The 21016-nt window shown below is 65.8% G+C and carries 21 protein-coding genes; 13 read left to right on the forward strand and 8 right to left on the reverse strand.

Annotated features, from left to right (window positions below):
- Positions 1 to 265: 265 nt before the first annotated feature.
- A complete protein-coding gene (locus tag AB0362_RS00110; RefSeq protein WP_317532318.1) occupies positions 266 to 997 on the forward strand; it encodes a ferritin-like fold-containing protein in 732 nt (243 codons plus the stop codon).
- A 106-nt stretch (positions 998 to 1103) separates the two neighbouring features.
- A complete protein-coding gene (locus tag AB0362_RS00115) occupies positions 1104 to 1331 on the forward strand; it encodes a DUF3107 domain-containing protein (protein ID WP_068046048.1) in 228 nt (75 codons plus the stop codon).
- A gap of 73 nt (positions 1332 to 1404) precedes the next feature.
- Here the strand turns inward: AB0362_RS00115 and AB0362_RS00120 are convergent, their stop codons facing one another.
- Entirely contained in the window at positions 1405 to 2058 is a 654-nt protein-coding gene (locus AB0362_RS00120; RefSeq protein WP_068046045.1) for a TetR/AcrR family transcriptional regulator, read from the reverse strand.
- Between the two features lie 396 nt (positions 2059 to 2454).
- Between AB0362_RS00120 and AB0362_RS00125 the strand changes: the two genes are divergently transcribed.
- The 3 genes from AB0362_RS00125 (at position 2455) to AB0362_RS00135 (ending at position 5611) form a co-directional block, all read left to right on the forward strand.
- On the forward strand, positions 2455 to 3438 hold the full coding sequence (locus tag AB0362_RS00125; RefSeq protein WP_317532477.1) for a DUF3152 domain-containing protein: 984 nt from the start codon (positions 2455 to 2457) through the stop codon (positions 3436 to 3438).
- A gap of 93 nt (positions 3439 to 3531) precedes the next feature.
- A complete protein-coding gene (gene moeZ / locus AB0362_RS00130) occupies positions 3532 to 4698 on the forward strand; it encodes an adenylyltransferase/sulfurtransferase MoeZ (RefSeq protein WP_317532319.1) in 1167 nt (388 codons plus the stop codon).
- Between the two features lie 58 nt (positions 4699 to 4756).
- Positions 4757 to 5611 carry a TIGR02569 family protein gene (locus AB0362_RS00135; protein WP_068046053.1) on the forward strand — a complete coding sequence of 285 codons (855 nt, stop codon included), beginning with the start codon at positions 4757 to 4759 and terminating at the stop codon, positions 5609 to 5611.
- On the opposite strand, the gene AB0362_RS00140 is transcribed toward AB0362_RS00135, so the two are convergent.
- The gene (locus AB0362_RS00140; RefSeq protein ID WP_317532320.1) at positions 5601 to 6290 is read right to left on the reverse strand and encodes an FCD domain-containing protein; all 690 of its coding nucleotides are present in this window, start codon (positions 6288 to 6290) and stop codon (positions 5601 to 5603) included. The genes AB0362_RS00135 and AB0362_RS00140 overlap by 11 nt on opposite strands.
- Before the next feature lie 81 nt (positions 6291 to 6371).
- Here AB0362_RS00140 and AB0362_RS00145 point away from each other — a divergent pair, with 81 nt between their 5' ends.
- The 6 genes from AB0362_RS00145 to AB0362_RS00170 all read left to right on the forward strand — a co-directional run bounded on the left by AB0362_RS00145 (position 6372) and on the right by AB0362_RS00170 (position 14243).
- Positions 6372 to 7613, forward strand: coding sequence for an MFS transporter (locus tag AB0362_RS00145; RefSeq protein ID WP_317532321.1), 1242 nt, complete (start codon positions 6372 to 6374; stop codon positions 7611 to 7613).
- A gap of 237 nt (positions 7614 to 7850) precedes the next feature.
- The gene (locus tag AB0362_RS00150; protein ID WP_094642478.1) at positions 7851 to 9242 is read left to right on the forward strand and encodes a nitrate/nitrite transporter; all 1392 of its coding nucleotides are present in this window, start codon (positions 7851 to 7853) and stop codon (positions 9240 to 9242) included.
- A 61-nt stretch (positions 9243 to 9303) separates the two neighbouring features.
- Entirely contained in the window at positions 9304 to 11799 is a 2496-nt protein-coding gene (nirB, locus tag AB0362_RS00155; RefSeq protein WP_317532322.1) for a nitrite reductase large subunit NirB, read from the forward strand.
- Positions 11800 to 11920: 121 nt separating this feature from the next.
- On the forward strand, positions 11921 to 12313 hold the full coding sequence (gene nirD / locus AB0362_RS00160) for a nitrite reductase small subunit NirD (RefSeq protein WP_094642301.1): 393 nt from the start codon (positions 11921 to 11923) through the stop codon (positions 12311 to 12313).
- A gap of 20 nt (positions 12314 to 12333) precedes the next feature.
- Entirely contained in the window at positions 12334 to 13515 is a 1182-nt protein-coding gene (locus tag AB0362_RS00165) for a uroporphyrinogen-III synthase (protein ID WP_255183303.1), read from the forward strand.
- Positions 13515 to 14243 carry a sirohydrochlorin chelatase gene (locus tag AB0362_RS00170; RefSeq protein WP_149405474.1) on the forward strand — a complete coding sequence of 243 codons (729 nt, stop codon included), beginning with the start codon at positions 13515 to 13517 and terminating at the stop codon, positions 14241 to 14243. Before AB0362_RS00165 ends, AB0362_RS00170 begins: the two co-directional genes overlap by 1 nt.
- Here AB0362_RS00170 and AB0362_RS00175 read toward each other — a convergent pair.
- From AB0362_RS00175 to AB0362_RS00200, 6 genes are read right to left on the reverse strand one after another with little or no spacing between them, the layout of a single operon-like run.
- Positions 14197 to 15978 (reverse strand): NTP transferase domain-containing protein, encoded by a 1782-nt coding sequence (locus AB0362_RS00175; RefSeq protein ID WP_317532323.1) that lies wholly within the window; start codon positions 15976 to 15978, stop codon positions 14197 to 14199. The genes AB0362_RS00170 and AB0362_RS00175 overlap by 47 nt on opposite strands.
- 13 nt (positions 15979 to 15991) lie before the next feature.
- Entirely contained in the window at positions 15992 to 16438 is a 447-nt protein-coding gene (locus AB0362_RS00180; protein ID WP_317532324.1) for a PaaI family thioesterase, read from the reverse strand.
- Positions 16435 to 16776, reverse strand: coding sequence for an MGMT family protein (locus AB0362_RS00185; protein WP_068046009.1), 342 nt, complete (start codon positions 16774 to 16776; stop codon positions 16435 to 16437). The genes AB0362_RS00180 and AB0362_RS00185 overlap by 4 nt, the downstream gene beginning before the upstream one ends.
- Complete coding sequence (locus tag AB0362_RS00190; RefSeq protein WP_317532325.1) at positions 16777 to 17562, reverse strand: alpha/beta fold hydrolase; 786 nt, start codon at positions 17560 to 17562, stop codon at positions 16777 to 16779.
- Between the two features lie 14 nt (positions 17563 to 17576).
- Complete coding sequence (locus AB0362_RS00195) at positions 17577 to 18353, reverse strand: ABC transporter permease (RefSeq protein WP_317532326.1); 777 nt, start codon at positions 18351 to 18353, stop codon at positions 17577 to 17579.
- Between the two features lie 2 nt (positions 18354 to 18355).
- Positions 18356 to 19081 (reverse strand): ABC transporter ATP-binding protein, encoded by a 726-nt coding sequence (locus AB0362_RS00200; protein ID WP_317532327.1) that lies wholly within the window; start codon positions 19079 to 19081, stop codon positions 18356 to 18358.
- 136 nt (positions 19082 to 19217) lie between these two features.
- Here AB0362_RS00200 and AB0362_RS00205 point away from each other — a divergent pair, with 136 nt between their 5' ends.
- On the forward strand, positions 19218 to 20339 hold the full coding sequence (locus AB0362_RS00205; RefSeq protein ID WP_317532328.1) for a sensor histidine kinase: 1122 nt from the start codon (positions 19218 to 19220) through the stop codon (positions 20337 to 20339).
- Positions 20336 to 20980, forward strand: a complete 645-nt coding sequence (locus tag AB0362_RS00210; RefSeq protein WP_317532329.1) for a response regulator transcription factor — start codon at positions 20336 to 20338, stop codon at positions 20978 to 20980. The genes AB0362_RS00205 and AB0362_RS00210 overlap by 4 nt, the downstream gene beginning before the upstream one ends.
- Positions 20981 to 21016 lie beyond the last annotated feature (36 nt).

Below are 21016 nucleotides of genomic sequence, written 5' to 3' on the forward strand. Positions count from 1 at the left end.
TCGATCCGATGTGATGTCGCCGTCAGCCTCAGCGCGGCCGCGAACTGCGATGTTCGCTGCGGCGAAGCTGTCGAGGCGACCCGGATCAGGTGCGCACACATTATCGATGACCGTCGTGTGCTTCTTCGGTCCGTTTCATCGGTCCGCGAGTGACGATCGAGCACCATGGTAGCTTGCCGAACGGAATTCTCCATTGTCGGCAGGTCACGATAGGTCCAGCGCGCGCCGCGACGAGGCGTCGGGCACCGGACTACGATTGCCAGCCATGGGAGCCCATTCGTCGGAGCCGTCGTCCGCAGTTTCACCCACCACTGTCGTCGAGTCGCCCGAGTCGGATCGAGTCGAGCCGTCGATCGCGCACGATCACCCCGGTATTCCGGATCTGTTCGCGGTGCTCGCGTACGGCGAGATTTCCGCGTTCTATCGCCTGGCGGACGACGCTCGAATGGCTCCGTCGATGGAGGGTCGCGTCGCGCTCGCGAGCATGGCGGCTGCGGAGATGAGCCACTTCGAGACGTTGCAGAGAGCCTTGTCCGATCGTGGTCTCGACGTCTACGCCTCGATGGACCCGTTCGTTCGCGCCCTGGACGAATACCACGAGTCGACGACGCCGTCGACGTGGTTGGAGTCGTTGGTCAAGGCGTACGTGGGTGACGGCATCGCGGCCGATTTCTACCGGCAGATCGCGCACAGTCTCGCCCCCGACGTGGCCGAGATCGTCCGCGACGTGCTGGCCGAGACCGGGCACTCGGAATTCGTGGTGCACGAGGTGTCCGATCGGGTTCGTGCGAGCTCGCAGGAGAAGGCGCGATTGATGCTGTGGGGTCGTCGTCTGCTCGGTGAGGCCATCACCCAGGCGCAGTTCGTGCTCGCTCGCCGTGAGTCGCTGACCGATCTCGTCATCACCGCATCGGGAGACCTCAACGGTGTCGTCGCACTGTTCGATCGCATGCAGGAACAACACGCGGAACGGATGTCCTCACTCGGCCTCGACTGACCGCACAGGACTGTGTTCGCTGACAGCACAGGGCGTCGGGCGTCTGGCTCGACGCCGCTGCACTAGCCTGGCGTGAGCAGAGTTGTCGAGAGTTCGGAGGTTGACCGTGGAGGTCAAGATCGGTGTTTCGGAGAGTTCCCGTGAGCTCGTCGTGAACAGCACGCAGTCCCCGGCCGAGGTCGAAGCGCTCGTATCGACCGCCTTTGCCGGTAAGGACGGAGTGCTGGCGTTGGAGGACGAGAAGGGACGCAAGTTCTTGATCCAGGCTTCCAAGGTGTCGTACGTCGAGATCGGTCCGTCCGATTCTCGGAAGGTCGGATTCGCGACCGCCTGAGACTGCTCGGAACGCAGAACACGCCCCTCACTCGCATCGAGTGAGGGGCGTGTCGAGTTTGCGGGTTGCGAGGCTACGGCGCCTGCAGGGGAACGTGCGACAGACCGCCCCAGGCCAGCGAGACCGTGGTGTCGACGGCGTCTTCCTTCGAGATCGGCCGGTCGGCTTCGAGCCAGTACCGAGCGGTGAACTGACTGGCACCGACCAGGCCTACGGCCAGTACGCGAGCTCGATAGGGATCGAGTCCGGAATCGTGGGCAACGAGGTCGAAGACGGCGTCGACGCACGCTTCGGTTGCCTGCTCGACGCGTGCATTGACCTGCGGGTCGCCCATCAGATCGGATTCGAAGACCAGGCGGAATCCCTGTGTGTCGGTGTCGACGAAGTCGTAGAACGCCAGCACCGCGGCACGAACTCGTTGCTTGTTGTCCGTGGTCGAGCGTAGAGCCTGGCGTACTCCTGCGATCAGGGTGTCGACGTAACTTTGCAGCACCGCCAGATAGAGCTCGAGTTTTCCGGGGAAGTGCTGATACAGGACCGGCTTGCTGACGCCCGCGCATTCGGCGATCTCGTCCATTCCGGATGCGTGGTACCCACGGGTCACGAATATCTCGCTCGCCGCAGCGAGCAGTTGCGCCCGACGGGCATCGCGAGGCAGCCGTGCGCCGCGCCGATTGCCGGTGGTGGCCGGCCGGTCCGAAGACCTCCGGTCGTCGAGATCTGTCATCAATTATGTTCCCATCCGCGTCGACAGCTGCGCTCGTCTTGGTTCGACAACGAACGGTCCGGCATGAACTTCCGGCGGGTAGCCGTCGGTTCGGACCGCTCGTAGCGCAGATCACGGGCAACGATACTCGTGGCGGCCGGCACCCACGGGATCCTGGGGGACCGTTGCGGAAAGTGGGCGATACCGGAACATGTCGAGCGGTTTGTTCGTACGATGTTTTCGTACCGAAAACCCGATAGTTCCATTCCCGGTCTCGGCGTGCCGAGCAGCGGGCGGTGAGGATTGTGAGATCGTGTTCGAGTGACTGACCGAGGCGGGCCGCGTATCCGCGGTGGTGTGCAGTCGGACGGCGTCGACGACGGTTACGACGATCGCGCGGACGATTTCCCACGCAGTGTGGGCAGTCGCGGGTCGCATCAACCGCTCCGCGCGCAGTGGGATCCGACGCAACGCGAGGTCAAGCTGCGCAGTCGTCGACCGGATCGCGATATCAGGAAGCAGAGCAAGCTCGGAAAGTTCGCGTCCACGTACGGCTGGCGGGCGTACGCGGTGCCGATTCTGATCGTGGTGACCGCGCTCGTCGTATTCGATGCCGTGCGGACCGGCGACCCCGTCACCGGCACCGCAGCGCAGTCGACCAACGCCGATCCTGGATTCGGCACCTTGAGTTCGGATACGACGTCGGGTACCGGAATCATCGGCGTTCCGCCGCAGGCCGACGGTAACTTCGCAGCGTCGATATCGTCGGGTGAACTGCCCGACGGTGGTCCGTTCGCGGTGGAGGGGGCCGGAACGTGGCACACCGTGCCGGGGACAACGGAGCAGGTGGGGCAGGGGACCGAGCGGGTGTTCACCTACACGGTCGAGGTCGAGGACGGCGTGGACACGGTCGGGTTCGGCGGCGACGAGTCGTTCGGCCGATTGGTGGATCAGACCCTTACCAACCCCAAGAGTTGGACCAACGATCCACGGTTCGGATTCCGTCGCATCGATCAGGGCGATCCCGACTTCAGGATCTCGCTGACGTCGCAGATGTCGATCCGGCAGGCCTGCGGTTACGACATTCAGCTCGAGGTCTCCTGCTACAACCCCGGCATCGAGCGAGTGGTGCTCAACGAGCCGAGGTGGGTGCGTGGGGCGATCTCGTTCCAGGGCGACATCGGCTCGTACCGCCAGTACCAGATCAATCACGAGGTCGGCCACGCGATCGGCTACCAGCAGCACCAACCGTGCGAGACCGACGGTGGGCTCGCTCCGGTGATGATGCAGCAGACATTCGGAACGAACAACGACGACATCGCGCGACTGGACCCAGCGGGCGTCGTTCCGATGGACGGCAAGACCTGCCGATTCAATCCGTGGCCCTACCCGCGAGGCTGATCGGCTGGGTTTCCGACAGGCCGGGGGATTAGATTCGAACGTGTCGCGCCGGGTCACCGGCCGCCGTGTCGAGTCGAGGAGCGTCGCTGCGTCGTGGTCCACCTACCCCCGCTGGTCGAACCCGCAGGCGAACTGTCGCCCGAGGACGTCGCCCGGTACAGCCGGCACCTGATCATTCCCAGTGTGGGAACCGACGGTCAGAAGCGACTGCGCAACGCCCGCGTGCTCGTCGTCGGTGCCGGGGGACTGGGCTCACCCGCACTGCTGTACCTCGCGGCCGCCGGTGTCGGGACTCTGGGCATCGTGGAATTCGACGACGTCGAACTTTCGAACCTGCAACGGCAGATCATCCACGGCCGGTCCGACGTGGGTCGCCCGAAGGCCGACAGCGCGAGAGACTCGATTCTCGAACTCAACGACGGCGTCGAGGTGACGCTGCACCGTGTTCGACTCGACTCGTCGAACGCGCTCGAGCTCTTTCGGCAGTACGATCTCGTGCTCGACGGGACCGACAACTTCGCCACCCGATACCTCGTCAACGACGCGGCCGCGCTGGTCGGAATCCCCTATGTATGGGGTTCGATCTACCGGTTCGAGGGGCAGGTGTCGGTGTTCTGGGACCGAGCCCCCGGCGACGCAGGTATCAACTATCGCGACCTGTACCCCGAGGCTCCACCGCCCGGCATGGTGCCCTCGTGTGCAGAGGGTGGGGTGCTGGGGGTGCTGTGCGCGTCGATCGGGTCGATCATGGTCACCGAGGCGATCAAGCTGATCACCGGAATCGGCGAGACGTTGCTGGGTCGGTTGATGATCTACGACGCACTGGCGATGAGCTATCGAACCGTCGGTCTGACTCGTGACCCGTCCCGCACGCCGCTCACCGAGCTGATCGACTACGAGGCATTCTGCGGAGTGGTGCCGGCCGCCGACTCCACCGGCGAATCGGTCACTCCGGCGGAGCTGCACGCAATGATGCAGTCCGGTCGCGAGATCGCCCTCATCGACGTGCGTGAGCCGGTGGAGTGGGACATCGTGCGCATCGACGGTGCGCGCTCGATTCCCAAGGGTCGAATCCTGTCGGGGGCGGCGATGTCGGATCTACCGCAGCACATCCCCATCGTGCTCTACTGCAAAACCGGCATCAGGTCCGCCGAGGTGCTCTCCGCCCTCGTGGCAGCCGGTTTCTCGGACGCCGCCCATCTGCACGGCGGAATAGTGGAGTGGGCCGAGCAGATCGATCCTGGTTTGCCCATGTACTGATGTGTCGCGTGTGCGCGTCGTCCGCAGCGGCACCGCGATCGGCGGTAGCGTGGCGCTCGTGAGCTCTGTCGAACCTCCTCAGCACGTGATCTCTACGTTCGGGCTGCGCGATGTCGAGCCTGCACCTCTCGGTGCGGACTGGGACGGTGGATGGCGTCTGGGCGATGTCGTCCTGTCCCCGGTGGCAGACCATGCCCGCGCCGCATGGTCGGCCAAAGTGCGCGAGACGCTGACCGTGGACGGGGTCCGTCTCGCCCGACCGGTGCGGTCGACCGACGGCCGATACGTCGTGTCGGGCTGGCGCGCAGACACGTTCGTCGCCGGCGAACCGGAGCCTCGTCACGACGAGGTGGTCTCGTTGTCGATGCGGTTGCACGCGGCGACCGCGCAACTCGAGCGACCGCGATTTCTGGTTCAGCCCCCCGTGGCCCCGTGGGCCGACGTGGACGTGTTCGTTGCTGCCGACAGAGCTGCATGGGAAGCGGTCCCGCTGCGCTCTGCTCGCGGTGCCGGCGCACCTGAGCCGTCGTCCAGTGATGGCAAGAGCAGCCTGGAATTGGTCAAACAGCTTGCGACACTACGCAAGCCCGTCGAGTCGCCGGACCAGTTGGTGCACGGTGATCTGTTCGGAACGGTCTTGTTCTCGGGTAGCGAGGCGCCAGGAATCAGCGACATCACCCCGTACTGGCGTCCTGCGCCCTGGGCTGCCGGGGTGGCCGTGGTGGACGCCCTTTCCTGGGGTGACGCGGACGACGGTCTGGTCAACCGCTGGGACGATCTACCGGAATGGCCGCAGATGTTGCTGCGCGCGTTGATGTTTCGTCTCGCAGTGCATGCGCTTCATCCGCGTTCGACGTCCGAGGCGTTCCCCGGCTTGGCGCGAACGGCAGATCTGGTGCGCCTCATTCTGTGACTTCCGCTGTGCGAGCCGGTGATTCGGAAAGTTCGTGGAACAGTGATCGAGCGGCCTGCATCGCGCGGGCCGCGTCACCCGCGATCACCGCCCCCACGAGCGCCGTGTGTTCGTCGATGTAATCGTCGTCGTGCTCGATGGCATGGTGGCGCATGGCGTCGTGGATCACCGGCAGCAGCGAATCGTAGAACTCCAGATAGATGGCGTTGTGGCTGGCCGCGACGATGGCGCGGTGCAGGCGTGCGTCGATCCGAACTGCATCGGCCAGCGGAGTCTCGTCGGACCACGCCGCGTTGCGATCGGCCAGCGCGCCGAGCATGGCACGGATGTCGTCGTCGTCGCGCCGGTCGGCCGCAAGAGCCGCCGCAGTGACTTCCAAGGTTTCGCGTAGCTCGGTGACATCGCGGTGCCGGGCGTCCGAGAAATACTTTCCCAGGGTTCCGCCGAGATCGGAGCACGTCATGACGAAGGTGCCCGAACCCTGCCTGCGTTCGACCATGCCGGCGTGCACGAGTGCCTGCACGGCCTCGCGCACGGTGTTGCGCCCGGTGCCGGTCATCTCGCACAGTTCGGGTTCGGTGGGGATGCGGGTACCCACCGGCCATCGCTGCGACGTGATCTCTTCGCGCAGCTGAGCGGTGACCTGGGAGATCAGGCTCGATCGCTGGACCTGCCGCACGTGGACTCCTCATGCCGTGGACGTTGCAGCGTCGATAGTAATGCTTTGCACCCGATGATCCGGTCATCCTATGATTACGCGGTGAGTGCGCCCACCGCCCCCGATACCCGCCTCGTCGGCACCTCGCTCGTGCGTGGTCGAGTACTCGTCTTCTCCGCGATCGTCGTGTCCGCGTTGACTCTGCGCGCCGCCGTCACCTCGATCAGCCCGCTGTTCGGCAGAATCGGCACCGACCTCCAGTTCGGCACCACCGTCATCGGCATCGTCGGCATGTTGCCTCCGGCGATGTTCGCCGTTTTCGGCCTGGCCACCCCGTTTCTCGCCAAGCGCACCGGCCTGGAGCGGGCAGCTCTGCTGGCGATGGCGCTGACCACGATCGGTATGGCCACTCGTGCGTTCGCGCCGAACACCGCGTCTCTGCTCGCGCTGTCCGCGATCGCTCTTGCGGGCATGGGCATCGGAAACGTCGTCATCCCGCCGTTGGTCAAGCGGTATTTCTCCGAGCGACTCGCCGTCGTCAGCACCATCTACATCTGCGCCATGCAGGTCAGCACCATGGTTCCGCCGTTGCTGGCCGTCCCCGTCGCCGACGCGCACGGTTGGCGCATCTCCATCGGGATCTGGGCCGTCGTCGGCCTGGCCGCCGCGCTGCCGTGGCTCGGTGTGGTCATCGCCCGACGCGGCCGCGACGAGAAGGACGTCTCGGGTGAAGCCGGGTCGGCGTCGGTCCACGCATCGCCGAGCGGCCGAATCCACCGGTCCTCGCTGGCGTGGGGGATGGTGATGATGTTCGCAATGACTTCCCTGATCACCTACTCCATGCTCACCTGGTTGCCGACGCTCCTGATCGATGCGGGGATCGGAGAAGGCTTGGCCGGTGCGTCGGTGGCGGCGTTCGGCGCGATGGGACTGATCACGTCGCTGGCCGCGCCGACGCTCTGTGCGCGCGTGCGCAATCCGTACGGCATCGTGATGGTTGCCGCGGCGTGCTACCTCGGCGGGTTCGCGGGCCTGCACTGGTCTCCGACTGCCGGTACGGTCGCGTGGGTGTGCCTGGTCGGGCTGGGCACGATGACGTTCCCGATGTCACTGACGCTGATCAACCTCAGGACGCGCACGGCCGTTGGCTCGTCCTCACTCTCGGGATTCACCCAGGGGCTGGGTTACGTGGTGTCCTCGACCGGTCCGATTCTGTTCGGGCTGCTGCACACCGAGTCCGGGGGCTGGGGACTCCCGTTGGTTCTGTTGACCGGATGTGTGGCGGTTCTGCTGGTCGGAGGATTCCTGTGCTGCCGACCGAGGATGCTCGAAGACACCTGGTGACGTTCGGTGCACGTTGACGCTTCAGCTCACGTCGGTGCTCGACGGCACGTGAGACCAAGTTAATCAACGAGTCATCGCGCGCAGCGCCGCGGCAACATGGCTTTCCTATGTTCGGTTCACACACCGATCAGGAGGCCACACGTGACCAGCCTTTCTCGCAGCGCTTCGGCAGATGCCGGCTCAGCCACCACGGCGACTGTTCCACCCGGAACAGTTCCCGTCTCCGTCAACCATCACATCGCGCACTGGAATTCCGAGGACGTCGAGGCCTGGGAGGCCGGCGGCAAGCAGATCGCCAAGCGCAATCTGATCTGGTCGGTCATCGCCGAGCACGTCGGATTCTCGATCTGGTCGATCTGGTCGGTGATGGTGCTGTTCATGCCGTTGTCGGTCTACGGCATCGACGCGGCGGGCAAGTTCTTCCTGGTGGCCGTGCCCACGCTCGTCGGCGCGATCCTGCGCATTCCGTACACCTTCGCCACGGCGAAGTTCGGTGGCCGTAACTGGACCATCTTCAGTGCTCTGGTGCTCCTGATCCCCACCGTGCTGACCATGTACTTCATGCTCAACCCGGCGTCGTACACCACCTACATCATCGTTGCGGCGTTCGCCGGACTCGGCGGCGGTAACTTCGCATCCTCGATGACGAACATCAACGCGTTCTATCCGCAACGCGAGAAGGGGTGGGCGCTCGGCTTGAATGCGGGCGGCGGCAACATCGGTGTGCCCGTCATCCAGCTCATCGGCCTGTTGGTCATCGCCACCATCGGTAACACCGCCCCCGAGATCGTGTGCGCCGTCTATCTCGTCTTCATCGCGCTTGCCGCCGTCGGTGCCGCGCTGTACATGGACAACCTGGACAACCAGAAGACCAACGGACGCTCCATGATCGACGTGCTGAAGTTCTCGGACTCGTGGTGGATCGCCTTCCTGTACATCGGCACGTTCGGGTCGTTCATCGGCTTCAGCTTCGCGTTCGGGCAGGTCCTGCAGATCAACTTCCTCGCCGGTCTCACCGACGGAGCACCGGCGACTCCCGCTCAACAGGCGCAGGCATCGCTGCAGGCCGCTCAGATCGCGTTCATCGGACCGTTGCTGGGATCGCTGTCGCGTCCGTTCGGCGGCAAGCTCGCCGACAAGATCGGTGGCGGCAAGATCACCCTGTACACGTTCGTGGCCATGACGTTTGCCACCGGGATTCTGGTTGCGGCCAGTACCTGGGACGATTCGACTCCCGGCGCGGCCAGCGGCACCGTGATGGTGCTCTTCGTCGTCGGATTCATCGCACTGTTCCTGCTCTCGGGCCTCGGCAACGGATCGGTGTACAAGATGATCCCCGCCATCTTCGCTGCGAAATCCGCTCAGCTTCAGGGCATGACCGTCGACGAGCAGCAGCACTGGTCGCGCAAGATGTCCGGTGCCCTCATCGGAATCGCCGGCGCGATCGGCGCTCTCGGCGGCGTGGGAATCAACCTGGTGCTGCGGGCGTCGTATTCGGGCACCGCGAAATCCGCGACCACCGCGTTCTGGGTGTTCCTCGCCTTCTACATCGTCTGCGCGATCGTCACCTGGGCGATCTACCTGCGCAAGACCAACTCCGCCGACGCCGACGCGCCGGTAGCAGTCTGAGGATCCATCACCGCCAAGAACGAAACACACTGCACGGCAACGTAGATCGGAAGGACCCGCAATGAAGAACGCGGTAGTGGTAGGTCACGGGATGGTCGGACACCGATTCGTCGAAGCGTTGCGTGCGCGCGACGAGGCGGCCGAGTGGAAGGTCACTGTGCTGTGCGAGGAAGCACTGGCGGCGTACGACAGGGTGGGACTGTCGTCCTACGTCGGTGCCTGGGACCACAAGGAACTCGCTCTGGCGGGCAACGACTATCCCGGTGACACCCTCGTCGAGATGCGCACCGGAGTACGTGCCGATCGCATCGACCGCGACCACCGCACCGTCGTGACCTCGGCGGGGGACACGGTCGAGTACGACGCTCTCGTCCTCGCCACCGGCTCCTACCCGTTCGTGCCGCCGATCACCGGACACGACCTGCCCGCGTGCTTCGTCTACCGAACCCTCGACGACCTGGACAAGATCCGTGCCCGCGCCGACGCCGCAGGCCCGGGTGCCGTCGGTGTGGTGGTCGGCGGTGGCCTCCTCGGTCTCGAAGCGGCGAATGCGCTGAAGAAGATGGGCATGACCCCGCACGTCATCGAGTTCGCTCCACGATTGATGCCGCTGCAGGTGGACGAGGGTGGCGGCGCGCTGTTGGCGCGCCTGGTCACCGAACTCGGGTTGAACGTCCATGCGGGAGTGGGCACGTCGTCGATCTCCGAGAACGACAGCGCCGGTCTGACGGTCGAACTGAGCGACGGCAGCACCATCGACGCCGCGCTGCTGGTGTTCTCCGCCGGTGTGCGTCCCCAGGATCGGCTGGCACGCGAGAGTGGCCTCGAGGTGGGTGAGCGCGGCGGCATCATGGTCGACATCGGCTGCAGTACCTCCGACCCTGCCGTCTACGCGATCGGCGAATGTGCTGCGGTCGAGGGTCGGTGCTACGGACTGGTCGCTCCCGGGTATTCGACGGCGGAGGTCGTGGCCGACCGATTGCTCGGCGGCGCAGCGCAATTCCCGGGTGCCGACATGTCCACCAAGCTCAAGCTGATGGGCGTCGACGTCGCGAGCTTCGGCGACGCGATGGCGGCAACGCCGGGCGCACTCGAAGTGGTGTTCAGCGATGCCCCCAAAGGCACGTACGCCAAGCTGGTCGTCACCGACGACGCGAAGACGCTGCTCGGCGGCATCCTCGTCGGCGACGCCTCCGCGTACTCGCTGTTGCGGCCACTGGTCGGTCGCGAGTTGCCCGGCGATCCGGGCGCTCTGATCTCACCTGCCGCCGAGCAGGTCGGCATCGGTGCACTGCCCGACGACGCCGAGATCTGCTCGTGCAACGGTGTGAGCAAGGGTGCCATCTGCTCGGCGATAGCCGACGGAGCCTGCGACCTGGCGGCCGTGAAGAGCTGCACCACCGCGGGTACCACCTGTGGCGGATGCCTGCCCTCGATCAAGTCGTTGCTCGCCGCGTCCGGTGTGGTCCTCTCGAAGTCGTTGTGCGAGCACTTCGCTCAGTCCAGGGCCGAGCTGTACGAGATCGTTCGGGCCACGAACACCCGCACCTTCTCGTCGCTGATCGCCAAGTACGGCTCGGGAACCGGCTGCGACATCTGCAAGCCTGTCGTCGCGTCGATTCTCGCGTCTACGTCCTCCGATCACATTCTCGACGGCGAGCAGGCGTCGTTGCAGGACACCAACGATCACTTTCTGGCCAACATCCAGAAGAACGGCACCTACTCGGTTGTGCCGCGTATGCCCGGCGGCGAGTGCACTGCGGAACAGCTCATCGTCATCGGCGAGGTCGCTCGCGATTTCGGGCTCTACACGAAGGTGACCGGAGGGCAGCGCATCGACATGTTCGGTGCCCGCGTCGAGCAGTTGCCGGCGATCTGGAAGCGCCTCGTCGACGCCGGGATGGAGTCGGGTCAGGCGTACGGGAAGTCGCTACGGACGGTCAAGAGCTGCGTCGGATCGAGTTGGTGCCGTTACGGCGTCCAGGATTCGGTGGGGATGGCCGTCGATCTGGAGAACCGCTATCGAGGTCTGCGGTCGCCGCACAAGATCAAGTTCGGCGTCTCGGGCTGCGCTCGCGAATGCGCCGAGGCCCGCGGCAAGGACGTCGGGATCATCGCGACCGAGGGTGGTTGGAACCTCTACGTAGGCGGTAACGGAGGTCAGTCGCCCAAGCACGCGCAGTTGCTCGCGTCCAATCTCGACGATGCCACCCTGGTCAGCTACATCGACCGTTACCTCATGTTCTACGTGCGTACAGCCGACCGGCTGCAGCGCACGGCGCCGTGGCTCGAATCGCTCGACGGGGGACTCGACCACCTCAGAGCCGTCGTGTGCGAGGACAGTCTCGGGATCGGTGCCGAGCTCGAATCCGACATGGAACGCCACGTCGCCGGATACAAGGACGAGTGGGCCGGCGTGCTCGAAGACGACGAGAAGCTCGGTCGGTTCGTCTCCTTCGTCAATGCTCCGGACGAGTCCGACCCCACGATCGCGTTCGACGAGTCCGGCGCGCGCAAGGTGCCCGTGCTGATGGGAATGCCACGTGTGGGCGCGTGAGCCGATACGGGAGCTGACAACCGGCAGGTCACGAGACTGAGTGCATGTGCACAGACGAGTAATCGCGACTTAACGGCCAAGAAACACAAGCAACGTGGAATAGCTGATCAGGAGGTACGCCATGACTGTCATCGATTCGTCAGCAGTGAAGTCACCATCAGCGGTACCGAACGACATCGCTCGTGATTGGACCCCGGCCTGCACGCTCGACGCGCTGATTCCGGGGCGCGGGGTAGCGGTGCTCCTGCGAGGCGGCACCCAGGCGGCGCTGTTTCTGCTCGACGACGGACGACTGTTCGCGGTGGGCAACATCGATCCGTACGGGCGTGCAGCAGTGATGTCACGCGGACTGGTGGGAGACCGAGGGGGCGAACCCACCGTCGCATCGCCGCTGCTCAAGCAGGTTTTCTCGCTGGCCGACGGGCGCTGCCTCGATGACCCGCAGGTCACCCTTGGATCGTTCGAGGTCTCCTGCGTCGAGGGCGTCGTGCTCGTCCGCGGCGGATCTACGTGAGCGAAATTGCAGGGGCTGCAATGCCTCTGGTCGGGTTCACCGTCGGGATCACCGCTTCGCGTCGAGCCGAGGAGTTCGCGACTCTGCTCGAGCGGCGCGGGGCCACCGTGATGCATGCCCCCGCTATTCGCATCATCCCGCTGGCCGACGACGCCGAGCTCGAACGCGTCACTGCCGCCGTCATCGCGGATCCACCCGAAATAACTGTAGCCACAACAGGAATCGGGTTTCGTGGCTGGGTCGAGGCGGCGGACGGGTGGGGGCAGGCAGAAGAACTGGGGCGCGCACTCGGTGCGTCCCGGCTGCTCGCTCGCGGTCCGAAGGCGAAAGGAGCCATTCGAGCGGCCGATCTACGCGAGGAGTGGTCGCCCGCCTCGGAGTCCTCGGCGGAGGTACTCGAACATCTGTTGGCCGAAGGGGTGGAGGGCAAACGCATTGCCGTGCAGCTGCACGGCGCGACCACCGAATGGGAGCCGGTCCCCGATTTCTGCGAGGTGTTGCGCTGCGCGGGAGCCGAGGTGGTGCCGGTGCCGGTGTATCGCTGGACAGCGCCCGACGACCAGAGCCCGATGGACCGCATGATCGAAGCCGTCATCGTCGGTGATCTCGATGCCCTCAGCTTCACCTCGGCGCCGGCGGTGGCATCGATGCTGATGCGCGCCGATGAGAACGGCGTGCTCGAACCCTTGCTGCAGTCGATGCGATCGAGGGTGCTGCCGGTGTGCGTCGGGCCGGTGACGGCCGCGCCCCTCGAACAGCTGAACGTGGCCACCACACAGCCGACACGGGCGCGTCTGGGGGCACTCGCGCGGCACATCGCCGAAGAACTACCGAGGCGCACCGGTCGGCTGCATGCGGGCGGACACGTGGTCAGTGTCCGCGGTAAGTGCGTGGTGGTCGACGGTGAAGTTCGACCGGTGTCCCCAGCAGGCATGGCGTTGATGAAGACATTGGCGCGCAATCCAGGACGCGTCGTCTCCCGCGAGGACCTGTTGGCGTCGCTGCCCGGCGGAGGGGGCGACACCCACGCGGTGGAGACGGCGATGACCAGACTCAGGTCCTCGCTGGGCGCGCCGAAAGCTATCCAGACCGTGGTCAAGCGTGGCTATCGCATCGCACTCGATCACATCGAGACCGAGACGGACTGCGATTCCGAAGAACCGGCTGATCGAGTGGCCGTCGTAGAAGGGGGAAAGTACTGATGACACCGACTCTTGTTCTGGTCGCACACGGCACCCGAAACCCCCGTGGTGTCGAGATGGTCGCCGCACTCGCCGATGCCGTGTCGACGCAGATCGGTACCACGCGCGTGGCATTCGTCGACGTACTCGGGCCGTCACCGGCCGAGGTGCTGCGCGACACTGCCGGCTCGGCTGTCGTGGTTCCCGCCTTCCTCGCGTCGGGCTACCACGTGCACACCGATGTGCCGCGAGAGATCGCCGACAGCGCTCACACGTCCGTCGCCGTCACCCGCGCTCTCGGACCCGATCCGGTACTGGCGGAAGTCATGGTCGATCGACTCCGTGACGCCGGGTGGCGCTCGGGTGATCCGATCGTGCTCGCTGCCGCAGGATCGTCCGATGCTCGTGCGTTGGAAGAACACCGGCGCGCGGCGGCGATGTTGGCCGATGTCGCCCGAGTCCCGGTACGTATCGGCTACGTCGCCACCAGTACCCCCACCGTGTCCGACGCGGTGTCGACTCTGCGAGAAACCGGGCACACTCGGGTGTTCGTGGCGTCGTATCTGTTGGCGCGCGGCCTCTTTCACAACCGTCTGGCCGACGCCGGAGCCGACGGCGTCGGTGAGCCGCTCGGAGTGCATGCCGCGATCGTCGATCTCGTGGTCGCGCGTTACCGCGAGGGTGTTCGATCTCTCGGTGAAACTAGTGGTGCGGCAACGGAAGAATTGTCACCGGCTCGTCGGCGCTGACCTCGGCCGGGATCACAGCCAGTGCGTCGCGGCCGACGAGGTGCGCCAGGTGCGCCGTGCGGACTCGGGTATCTGCCCGCCACCGTGTGCCGTCCGCGGTGACCGGGACGATGCGAGGCGTCGAGGATCGAACCTCGGCAGCATTGGACAACAGGCCGATCCGCGATGGGCGCACCGTTCTCCCGGTCAGGGCATCGACGATGGCGGGCGCGGCGAGCATCGCGGTACCGACGGCCGCCAGCGGATTACCCGGTAGGCCGAGTACCACTGTGCCGTCGGGCAATGCCGCGGTGATCTGAGAACCGCCGGGACGCATGCGCATTCGCCCGACGACGGTCTCGGCATCGATGCCGGCGAGGGTCGCGCGGAGCTGATCGGCTGCCCCGCCTCCGGTTGCCCCGACGACGATGATCACGTCCACGTCCCGAGTGCGGGTCAGCACGTCTCGAAACCCCGTCGCAGAATCCTCGAGCAGCGTCACGTCGACGACGGTGATGCCGCAGTGCGCCAGGTACTCCGGCAACACCGACCCGAGCACGTCCCTGGTCTCGCCAGGGGCGAGTGGCCCGGTGGATCGAATCTCGTTGCCGCTGATGATTACTCGTCCGCGTACCGGACCGCGCACCGCCACCTCGAACACCTCTGCACTGGCAGCGAGCGATCGTACGGCCGCATCGATCGGGGTGCCGGCTGCGACCAGTTCGGTACCGGGCAGCCAGTCCTCGCCGCGTCGACGCGTGTCGTCGGACTGCGGTGCCGTCGGCATGCGTCGAGCCGAACCGTCGGACTCGCGGGTGATGTGCTCGTCGCGCACCACCGATGTCGCTCCGCGCGGAAGCGCTGCGCCCGTCGCGATGCGCACGGCCGTTCCTTCGATGAGTGGGGCGATGTCGGAGGTACCGGCGTACGCGATGTCGGACCGGAGGGTCCACGGATCGGTGCCGCACACGGCGTAGCCGTCCATCGCGGAGATGTCTACTGCCGGCAGCGCGGTTCGGGAGATGAGGGGTTCCGCGAGCACGGTTCCGGCACTGTCCTGCAGGGAAATTCGACGGATCGGCAACGCGGGGAGTCGGCTCCGAACGCGTTCGAGTGCGTCGCTCACCTCGAGCGTCTCCGGCTGTTGTGCGGCCAGACGGGCGGCGAGAAGATCGGCGGGGGTGTCGCAGTCGTCGACACCGGACACCGCGATCACCAGATGATCGGCAGGAAGGATCGTGCGCATCGGCGCGCCCTCCACCGAATCCAGCTGTGCCAGCGCGGAACGCAACGCGGCGTGCCGCCACACTCCCAGCAGGAATTGCGTACGACCGGCACTGTCGCGGGCGAAGACGGCGTCGGTGTGCGAGCGCGATACGGCACCGATCAGCGACTCGACCGTCGCGGCGTCGAGAAAGGGCAGATCCGACGCGATGACCACCACCAGATCTGCGGTGCCTTCCGCACAGTCGTCGAGTGATCGCAGGCCCGCGGCGAGTGCAGCGACCGGGCCGCCGCCCACGGGGGACTCGCGAGTCTGCACCACGTGATCGGGCACTCCGGTACGGGTCGGACCCACCAGAATCGTTGTGCGACAACTCGTTACCGCGTCCACGGCGATGTCGACCATACGGCGCCCGCCGACGGTCATGGCAGGTTTGTCGACCTCGTGCGGCGCAGCGGGGTTCTCGGGATCTGCCATCCTCGACCCTCGACCGCCGGCGAGGACGATCGCGTCGCAGACCGGTTGCGTCACGTTGCGAGCTCCGTCATGTCGGCAGCGGCACGTTCTGCAGGCGAACCTGCCCGCGTGCTATGACTTTTCCGCTGTCGGAGGCGGTGATCGTGACCAGCCACAGTTGTTGAACACGGCCCTGCTGCAACGGTTCTGCGACAACGTCGACGCGGCCGCCCTTGCTGGCGCGGAGAAAGTCGGTGCCGTTGTGTACGCCGACTGCGAATTCGCCGCGATCCTTGACCGCCTCGCTGGCACCGATGCTCGCTGCGCTCTCGACGGCAGTGGTGTAGACGCCGCCGTGGACGACCCCCCAGGGCGTGAAGTGCTCGTCCGTCAACTCGATGTGCCCGGCCACCCTGGTGCCCGAGGCCTCGTCGACGACGAGACCGGCGCAGGCCACGAAGCTGCTCGCCTTCGACAGCGCGAACTTCGCCGTGGGGCGTGGATCGAACTGCTCGAGTGCGTCCCTGATGTTCATTCTCCGAGATTAGTGGTCGGCGGCGGTGGCGGTGGGAGCGCCCCGAAGTCGAATCGAATCGAGCTCAATGGCACGCGCCCGTCGTGGTTCGGGACGCCTTCGCTGCGCAGAGTCTCGAGCTGTCTCGAGGCCAGGTGCGGGGCGGGCCTTCCACTCGCGCCGAGGACTCGATGCCAGGGCAGGTCGGCGGAATCGGTGCGCATGATCCATCCGACGATGCGAGGACTCGACAGGTCGGCGGCGGCCGCGATGTCTCCGTAGGTGGCCACGAATCCAGGGGGGATCGACGCGACCAACGCGCGAACTCTCTCGACCTGGGCTTCGGTGATCGGGGCCATCTACAGCAGGGATCGCACCAGCTCGGCGACCTCGACCGGTTTGGCCTGGCCGACCATGTGATCGCAGTCCAGTTCGACCGTTCGTAGGTTGTCACCGAGCTTGTCTCGCAGCGCCGAGAGGAATTCCTCTGTGACATAGGGGGGTTCGACGCGCATGGCCCGCACCACGATCGTCGGGACACTCTCGGTGGGAACCACGATCGGACGTGCGAGCTCTCCCCACGTTGCGACGATCGCCGGAATCGACATTCGCCACGCGACTTTTCCGTCGTCGGCGGGGATGAGGTGATCGGCGACCTCACGGTCGAGCAATTCGGTGGGCACGTCCGCCCACGCCCCGTGGATCTTCTCCGAGCGCGCCTCGTCGACGTCGGTGTAGTCGGGGGATTTCGCGGTCGCCTCGGCCACCTCGAGAAGCTCCTCCGGCGGCAGAGCGATCGCGGGATCGAGCAGAATCAGCGCCCGCACAGCCTCGGGAAACCTCTGCGCGAGATGCACGGCCAACGCGCCGCCGTACGAGTGGCCGAGGACCACGACCGGTCCACGCGCATGGGCGTCGAGCACGGCTTTGAGCGCAGTGACCTGCGCGTCGATGTCCCAGGGCGGTGTGGACGGGGAATGCCCGTGGCCGATGAGGTCGGGTGCCAGAATTCTGGCCTCCGGAAGGTGGTTCTCGGCGAGGTCCCACCACCGGGCACCGTGTCCGGTGACACCGTGGACGGCGAGGATTTCGGGACCGTCTGCGGGTCCGAACGTGTGCAGATTCAACTCGGTCACGTCGACCACTATGCCGTATCGCGCTAGGACCAGCGAAACAACCGGATCGCGCAGGCGGTTCCGGCGATCACCGCGACCACGAGTCCGATGGGTCCGCCGATGTCGACAGGCGTTCCGGCCCAGGCAGATCCCAGCGCACTGACGGTGGCACCGAAAGGAAGTACCTCACCGATGGCCGCAACCGGACCGGGCAGATCCGCGACCGGTCCGAACAGCCCGCCGACTGCACCGAGAACGAGGAACAGGGTCAGGCCGATCGCGACGGCCGAGTTCGCTGTGGGTGCGACGGCAGCCACGACGATCCCCAGCGAGTACATCGCCGCGGCACCGAGCACCAGAACGGTCGCAACCAGGATCGGGTTGTGTGGGGGCGTGATTCCGAAGAGCAGCGCGGCCGTGGACAGAGCGATGCCGATTCCGAGTGTCGCTTGGACGACGCTGGTGATCACCTGCGCAGCCAGCACCTGCGTCGGTCGGATCGGTGTCGTCGACAGTCGCTTCAGTACGCCGGACTTGCGATAGAGCGCAAGAAAGCTCGGCATGTTCACGATTCCGACGACGGCGATGATCATGGTCAGGGCAAGCGGCAGTACGAACCGATCGAATGCGGTGATCGTGCCGGGCCCGACGATCTCCGCCGAAGTACCCGAGCCGTTCATCACCAGTACGAGAACCGGGAGGGCGATGGGAACGATCAGACCTGCCGTGTCCCGGGTGACCATGCGCATTTCGGCCCGGACGAGTGCGCCGGTGGCGCGCAGGCCCGGACGAGGTACAGCGTCGATCTCGTGTGCGGTCATGCCTAGCTCCGTTCGGTCAGCGTCAGGAATGCGTCCTCCAGGGTGGCTCGGTGGTCGCCCCCGAGGCCGGCGTCGGCGATCAGAGAATCCGGTGTTCCGGTGGCCACCACGGAGCCTCGATCGAGGACGGTGACTCGATCGCACAGGCGGTGTACCTCGTCCATGTGATGGCTGATCAGCAGGATGGTGACACCGTCTGCGCGGAGGTCCTCGATCAGTCGCCACACGGTGCGTCGTGCATCCGGGTCGAGTCCGGTGGTGAGCTCGTCGAGCAGGACCACCCGAGGGGAACCGATCAGCGCGAGGACGACCGACAACCGTTGTTGCTGGCCTCCCGACAACCGTTCGTAGCGCACCCGGCGGTGCTCGTGCAGGCCGACGGCACGGACGAGAGCGTCTCCATCGGCAGGTCGACGGTGGAAGGAGGCGAACAGATCGACCAGTTCGGCAACGGTGAGCGCGGTGTGCAGGTCGTTGGACTGCAGCTGTACTCCCAGCACGGAGCGCACTCGATCGCGGTCGGTGAAGGGGTCGAGTCCCAGAACTCGTACGGCACCGGAGCTCGGCCTGCGAAGGCCTGCAACGGTTTCGACCAGGGTCGTCTTGCCGGCACCGTTGCGCCCGAGCAGGCCGTGCGTCTCGCCTTCGGCGACCGTGAGGCGCACGCCTGCCACGGCGGTCCGTCCCCGATACCGCTGGGTGATGTCTCGAACGTCGATCGCTGCCATCCGATGCTCCCTTCTCGATGGTCTCGATCTCGACGCTAGATCGGCCGTGGCCTGCGCACAGGTGCCGATGGTCACCGATGGTGATCGTGACTTTCGGCAGGGGTGTGCGGACGAAATGGGCGATAAAGTCGACAGAATGAGACGCCTCGGACCCGACGTTCTGGCCGGTGCGTTCGTGTCTGCGCTCGCGGTCGCGATGGGCGCTCTCGTCGTCTTCGATCGGTCGATCGCCGACGGTCTCGCGGTTCCCCGCTGGGTCTGGGCTGCGCTGTTCGTGGTCTTTCTGCTCGTGCAGACCGCAGGCATGTGGTGGGAAGACCGGTTGCCGGATCGTCTCGTGCGCGCGTGCTTCGGCGCACAGGTGGTACTGGCACCGATTCTGGTGCTGACCGCCCCGACGGCAAGCTGGTTGCCCATCCTGCTGGTGTTCACCTCGACGTTCGCCGTGTATCGGGTGACCGGTCTCTCGGTGGCGGTCATCGTTGCGGTCTACACCTGCTGCGTGGGGGTGTCGGTTGCGATCCGGGGTGGACGGATCTCGGAGATCGCGCTGATCACGTCGATCTACGGGGCGCTGCAGGTGGCCAGTGCGTTGTCGGTGACCGCACAGCTGCGACAGGCTCGGCTGCGTCGGGAACTGGCGGTCGCGCACGCCGAACTACGAACTGCCAGTGCGTTGTTGGACGATTCCTCCCGTGCCGACGAGCGATTGCGCATCGCACGAGAGTTGCACGACGTGCTCGGTCATCAGCTCACCGCACTGAGCCTCGAACTCGAGGTGGCGTCTCACAGGGTCTCCGAGCCTGCGCGCGAGCACGTCCTTCGGGCGCAATCCATCGCACGCGACCTGCTCGGCGACGTTCGGTCGACGGTCGGCGAGGTGCGCGCCAGGACTCCGGTGCTGGGGGAGTCGCTCGATCGTCTGGTTGCGCAGCTACCCGAACCCGTTGTGCATCTGACGGTCGACCCCGAGATCAGGGTCGACGAGGCTCGCGCGGTGGCTGTGGTCCGCTGCGTGCAGGAGATGATCACCAACACCATTCGTCATGCGAATGCCGACGAGATGTGGATCGAGGTACGCGCGGATTCGACCGGTGCGCTGTCGGTCTCGGTGCGCGACGACGGCCGGGCGACGGCCGATTTCGAGCCGGGGCACGGGCTGCAAGGAATCCGAGAGCGCATCGAAGGACTGGGCGGCACGGTCACGTTTTCGGTCGATCGCGGTTTCGCGGTCCAAGCGACGGTGCCCGCACCGTGATCACGGTCTTGATCGTCGACGACCACACTCTGGTTCGGCAGGGTATCCGCAGCCTGCTCGAACTGGACCCCGACATCGAGGTGACCGGTGAGGCGGACGACGGCGCTGCTGCGGTCGCGTCGATCGAACTCGATCCTCCCGATGTGGTGTTGCTCGATCTACGCATGCCGCGGTTCGACGGACTGTGGACGCTGCGGGCATTGCAGGACAGAGGAATCAGTGTTCCGGTCCTGGTGCTGACGACGTTCGACGACGACGAGTTGGTGCTCGGGGCGCTTCGTGCGGGCGCCAAGGGCTACCTGCTCAAGGACGTGACCTTCGAGCGGCTCGGCGGCGCCGTACGTGAACTCGCTGCCGGGGGCACCTTGGCACAACCTGCCATCACCGAGAGATTGCTGGACGCTTTTCGGACCGGGAAGCACGGCCCGAGCGACGTCGGAGTCGCCGACACACTCACAGCCCGCGAGATCGACGTCCTACGGCTCGTCGCAAGCGGGTACACCAACAGATCGATTGCCGACGCACTGCATCTGGCCGAGGGAACCGTCAAGAACCACATGTCGTCGGTCATTCTCAAACTGGGTGCGAACGACAGAACGAGCGCAGTTCTGCGTGCGCTGCGCGACGGGCTGCTCGACTGACCGTGTCCAGGGCTCCGTCCGGGCGACGGTCGATGT

This window comes from Rhodococcus sp. NPDC079359 (genome assembly GCF_040702585.1).
GTDB lineage: Bacteria > Actinomycetota > Actinomycetes > Mycobacteriales > Mycobacteriaceae > Rhodococcoides.